Consider the following 4,702-nt stretch of genomic DNA (forward strand, 5'->3'; position numbering starts at 1 on the left):
GGTCAGGCCGCCGAGCAGCCCCCGGCCGGCCAGCCCGGCGTTCCGGCCGTGACCGCGGTACCCGTGCAGGTGTTCAACAACAGCACCGTCACGGGGCTCGCCGGGAGGACCGGAGAGGCGCTTCGCGAGTCCGGTTTCGCCGTCGGCGAGGTGGCCAACCTGCCCTCCAACCGGCCGGTGGTGTCCGAGTCGACCGTGTACTTCGGAACCGGCGCCGGTGAGCGGCAGGCCGCCGAGGCCGTCGCGGCCCAGCTGGGCATCCCCGCCCTGCCCCGCCCTGCCGATCTCGAGGTGGGTGCCCCCGGGGTGATCGTGATCGTCACCCAGGACCTCGACCGCTGACTGCTGAGGATATGATGAGTTCACGCACTCCGCCCGTCGGGACGCGTGCTCACAGCGACCTGCAGCTTTTCGAGATCGAAGGAGCCCTCATGGCCCCGCGTCAGACCGCCCGCCGCCTCATGGTCGCGGTTCCCGCATTCGCACTCGCGTTCGCCGTGACCGCGTGTTCCCCGCCCAACGAGCAGCCCGCGGATCCCGACGCCCCCTACACCCTGCCCACCTACACGGGGGAGGCCGACGCGGAGGCGGAGGACGCCGACGTGGTCGAGGGCGCGGAAGTCGAGGGCGCGGAGGTCGAGGTCGTCGAGATCGAGGAGGACGTCCTCGTGGAGGTCCCCGTCGGGGATCAGCCCACCCAGGGCCAGACCGGGACCGCGGTGTCGCCTGCTCAGCCCGCCCCGTGATCGACCGGTAGCCCGGTACCACCGAACGAGCCCCGCCCCCGTGAAGGGAGCGGGGCTCGAGTCGTCCCGGCGCCCGGACCCGATCGGCGGGTCAGGATGTGTTCTTCCGGTTGGCCTCGCTGGCCTGGAACTTCTCCAGCACCGGGGCCTCGTGGGTGATCGTGCCGTCCTCGACGCTCTCGTGATACGCCAGGTTGCCCACTCGGTTGGCGATCACCGGTGCGGTGCACACGGCCACGATGCCGGCCAGCAGCAGCATTCCCAGGTCGATGTGGGGGAAGATCCGGATGCTCGCCCCCAGCAAGACGAGCACCAGTCCCAGGACCTGCGGTTTGGCTGCAGGGTGCATCCGGCTCAGGGTGTCGCGGAAGCGCACCAGACCGATGGCGCTGGCGAGGGTCAGCAACGCCCCGGCGAGGACGAAGAGCGCCGAGACGATCTCCCTGGGGTCGTCGGTCATGTGAGGGTCTCCTTGTGAACTCCGGCGGAGTCGCTGACGCGGAACCGGGCCACGGACACCGATCCGAGGAAGGCGACCAGTGCGAGTGCTACGAGGGCGGCCGCCGCCGTGGTGTCCTTGCTCCACGCGATGTACACCCCGACGCCGCACTGGGCGATCGCGGCGAGCATGTCCAGCGAGATCAGTCGGTCGAGGGTGCCCGGGCCACCGATCAGACGGATCATGGTGGTGAACAGTGCGAGCGTGAGGGCGACCACGGCCGCGCTCCACAACAGCAGTGTCAGGCTCATCGGTGCTCCTCGCTGTCGGTCCCGTACTCCTCCGAGGGGGCGTAGTAGTGCTGCGGGCTCGGTTTCCAGTCCTCGGGCCGTTCGAACGCCCGAGAGTACAGCTGTTCGACGTGGGCGGTCTGGCGCCGGAACCGCTCGACCGCCTCGGGGCTGCCGGCGTCCAGGACGTGGACGTACACGTACCGGGCCACCGGATCGACGCGCACGACGACGCCTCCGGGCATGAGGTTCAGGGTGTTGACGGCCAGGGCGAGCGTGAAGTCCGACCTGAGCCGCATGGGTGCCCGCAGCACGGCGGAACGGGGCGGTGCCTGGGGGCGCACGGACAGCCACGCCACGGCGAGCGACGAACGGACGAGGTAGTAGGCCACCACGATCACCAGCCACACCGTCGACAGAGGTCTGACCAGGCCCTCCACGGGCACACGGGGGAGTGGGAGCAGGACCATCACCACGAGTGCCACGAGGACCCCGGCGACGATGGTCCCGACCTCGACCGGGCCCCACAGCATGACCCACGCGACCGTCAGCCAGAGCATCATGAACAGGCGGGAACCGACCACCCGGGGGTCGAGACGGGCCGCGATCCTGCGGGGCATGTCAGCGCACCCCCGTCACGGAACCGACGTAGCGGTCGGGCGTCGCGTCGAGGGGGATGGTGTCCAGGTAGTCATGCCGCTCCATCAGGCTCTCGGCGGCCCGGTCGGTCACCCCGAGCAACGGGCCGGCGAAGACTGTCATCAACAAGGAGACCACGATCAGGGCCATGGTGGGCGCGACCATGCTCAGCGGCATCCGGCCCACCTCCTCGCGCTCGTCGAACTCCACGTACTCGTCGGAGGGCAGCAGTGCCAGCGGCTTGGCCAGGGCCACCGCACCCTCCGGGGCGTCGGCCCGGGGACGCCAGAACGCCTTGGACCACACGCGCACCATCACGTAGAGCGAGAGCAGGCTGGTGACCATCGCCCCGGCGACGAGGACCCACATGAGCGGACCTCCGACCTCGGCGCCGGCCTGGACCACCGCGAGCTTGCCGATGAACCCTGAGAAGGGCGGGATGCCACCGAGGTTGAGGGCGGGGATGAGGAACATCACCGCGAGGACGGGGCTGGCCACCGCGAGCGAGCCGAGGCGGCGCAGGGAGGACGACCCGGCCTGCCGCTCGATCAGTCCGACCACCAGGAACAGTGTGGTCTGGACGATGATGTGGTGTCCGACGTAGTAGATCGCCGCACTCAGCCCGTACCCGGTCGACAGGGCGATGCCGAAGATCATGTAGCCGATGTGGCTGACGAGGGTGAACGACAGTATTCGTTTGATGTCTGACTGTGCGATGGCGCCGAGGATGCCGATCACCATCGTGAGCAGACCCGCCACCAGGAGGACGCCGTCCATGGACCCACCGGGGAACACGAGGGTGTGGAAGCGGATGATCGCGTAGACACCCACCTTGGTCAGCAGTCCGGCGAACACCGCGGTGACGGGGGCGGGCGCGGTGGGGTAGGAGTCGGGCAGCCAGGTGGACAGGGGGAAGACGGCGGCCTTGATGCCGAACGCGACCAGGAAGACGGCGAAGATCGTGTTCCGCAACCCCTCCGGGACCTCGGTCATCCGCACGGAGAGCTGCGCGAGGTTGAGTGTGCCCGCGGCCGAGTAGGTCAGTGCGATGCCGAGCAGGAAGACCATCGAGGACACCATCGACACGACGGTGTAGGAGACCCCGGCGCGGACGCGCTCCTGACTGGCGCCGAGCGTGAGCAGGACGTAGGACGCGGCCAGCAGCATCTCGAACCCGACGAACAGGTTGAACAGGTCGCCGGCGATGAACGCGGCGTTCAGTCCCGCCGCGAGCGCCAGGTAGGTGGGGAGGAAGATGGAGGTGGGCTGGTCGCCGTCGCCGTCGCGGACACCCTGGCCCACGGCGTAGATGATCACCGTGAGCAGGACGATCGCCGACACACACAGCATGAGCGCGCTGAGCCGGTCGGCCACCAGGGTGATGCCCACGGGCGCGTCCCATCCGCCCACCTGCACGGTGTGGACGCCGTGTTGGTCGGTGAGCACCAGCAGGACGCCGGCGATGACCAGCACGACTGTGAGGGTGACGACCGTGATGATGTTCTGCACGCGGGGTCGGCGGGAGACCACCAGACACAGGGCCGCGGCGAGCAGGGGTATGAGGACGACCGAGGGGATGAGGTAGCCGAAGAGGTCGGGGGAGATCACCGGCCGCCCTCCCTTCCGTCGTCTCCGTGGTCTCGGTCGTCCCCGTCGCTCCGGCGCGTCGTCCTCCGGGGGAGTCGGGCGGGCACGTCGCGCCCGCGGGCCCCACCTCGCGCCTCCGCTTCGGCCTCCGCTTCGGCCTCCGCCTCGGCGTCCGTCAGGTCGTCGTCGTCGTAGTCGACGTGGTCCCCGAGTTCGGTGGGTTGACCTGTGCTGTGGTCGTCGGACAGGTCCCGGTCGGGCGCGGACCAGGCGTCGGTGGGTGAGCGCTTGGCGATCTTGGTGTCCTCGGCGTCGTCGGCGACCTCATCAGCGGTGGTGAACTGGTAGGAGCGGTAGGCCAACGCGAGGATGAAGGCTCCGACGCCGGCCGTGATGACGATCGCGGTGAGGATCATCCCGTGGGACAGGGGGTCGGAGTCGGCGGCGTCGGGGCTCCGGCCGCGGCCCATGATGGGCGGACTGCCGGGCGGGCCTCCCGCGGCCAGCAGGAGCAGGTTGATGCCGTTGGAGAAGATCATGATCCCCAACAGGATCTTGATGATCGCCCGTTCCAGCAGCAGGTAGACCCCGGCGGCACAGAGCAATCCGGCGAGCAGGAGCAGCCCGAAATCGGCGGTCATGACGTGCCTCCGGTGGGGGAGCCCTGGTTCTCCGCGGCCTCGCGGCGGGCGGCGCGGTGGGCCGCGAGGTCGGACCGCGCTCCGTCGGAGTCCACACCGGGGACATTGCGCAGGGCGGCGGTGGACGGCGAGGCGGTGGCGTCCACGTAGATGGCGCGCAGCTCCTCGAGATCCTCGGCGTCCAGATCGAGTCGGGCGCCGAGGCTGCGGAGGATGTCCAGGACCAGCCCCACGACGATGAGGTAGACGCCGGCGTCGAAGAGCAAGGCCGTGACGACCTTGACCTCACCGAACACCGGGAGCGTGGCCTCGAACGTGGCGCTCGACAGGGCGGGGGCGCCGAAGAACATGGACGCCGTG

The 4,702-nt window shown here is 69.6% G+C and carries 8 protein-coding genes; 2 read left to right on the plus strand and 6 right to left on the minus strand.

The window, feature by feature from the left end:
• Both G6019_RS03470 and G6019_RS03475 read left to right on the plus strand, forming a co-directional pair.
• Positions 1-342, plus strand: a 342-nt coding sequence (locus G6019_RS03470; RefSeq protein ID WP_182627043.1) for a LytR C-terminal domain-containing protein, incomplete at its 5' end; no start/stop codon positions are given.
• A gap of 89 nt (positions 343-431) precedes the next feature.
• A complete protein-coding gene (locus G6019_RS03475) occupies positions 432-746 on the plus strand; it encodes a hypothetical protein (RefSeq protein ID WP_182627045.1) in 315 nt (104 codons plus the stop codon).
• Between the two features lie 91 nt (positions 747-837).
• Here G6019_RS03475 and G6019_RS03480 read toward each other — a convergent pair whose 3' ends face one another.
• The 6 genes from G6019_RS03480 to G6019_RS03505 form a co-directional block, all read right to left on the minus strand.
• Positions 838-1,206 (minus strand): monovalent cation/H(+) antiporter subunit G, encoded by a 369-nt coding sequence (locus G6019_RS03480; RefSeq protein WP_107757395.1) that lies wholly within the window; start codon positions 1,204-1,206, stop codon positions 838-840.
• The gene (locus G6019_RS03485; RefSeq protein WP_107757394.1) at positions 1,203-1,496 is read right to left on the minus strand and encodes a monovalent cation/H+ antiporter complex subunit F; all 294 of its coding nucleotides are present in this window, start codon (positions 1,494-1,496) and stop codon (positions 1,203-1,205) included. Before G6019_RS03485 ends, G6019_RS03480 begins: the two co-directional genes overlap by 4 nt.
• Complete coding sequence (locus G6019_RS03490) at positions 1,493-2,095, minus strand: Na+/H+ antiporter subunit E (protein ID WP_107757393.1); 603 nt, start codon at positions 2,093-2,095, stop codon at positions 1,493-1,495. Before G6019_RS03490 ends, G6019_RS03485 begins: the two co-directional genes overlap by 4 nt.
• Before the next feature lies 1 nt (position 2,096).
• On the minus strand, positions 2,097-3,722 hold the full coding sequence (locus tag G6019_RS03495) for a Na+/H+ antiporter subunit D (RefSeq protein WP_107757392.1): 1,626 nt from the start codon (positions 3,720-3,722) through the stop codon (positions 2,097-2,099).
• On the minus strand, positions 3,719-4,342 hold the full coding sequence (locus G6019_RS03500; RefSeq protein WP_182612342.1) for a Na(+)/H(+) antiporter subunit C: 624 nt from the start codon (positions 4,340-4,342) through the stop codon (positions 3,719-3,721). The genes G6019_RS03495 and G6019_RS03500 overlap by 4 nt, the downstream gene beginning before the upstream one ends.
• The coding region (locus G6019_RS03505) for an MnhB domain-containing protein (protein WP_304506191.1) at positions 4,339-4,702 on the minus strand (364 nt) is incomplete at its 5' end. The genes G6019_RS03500 and G6019_RS03505, both read right to left, overlap by 4 nt.

Source organism: Dietzia sp. DQ12-76 (assembly GCF_014145045.1).
Taxonomy (GTDB): Bacteria; Actinomycetota; Actinomycetes; order Mycobacteriales; family Mycobacteriaceae; genus Dietzia.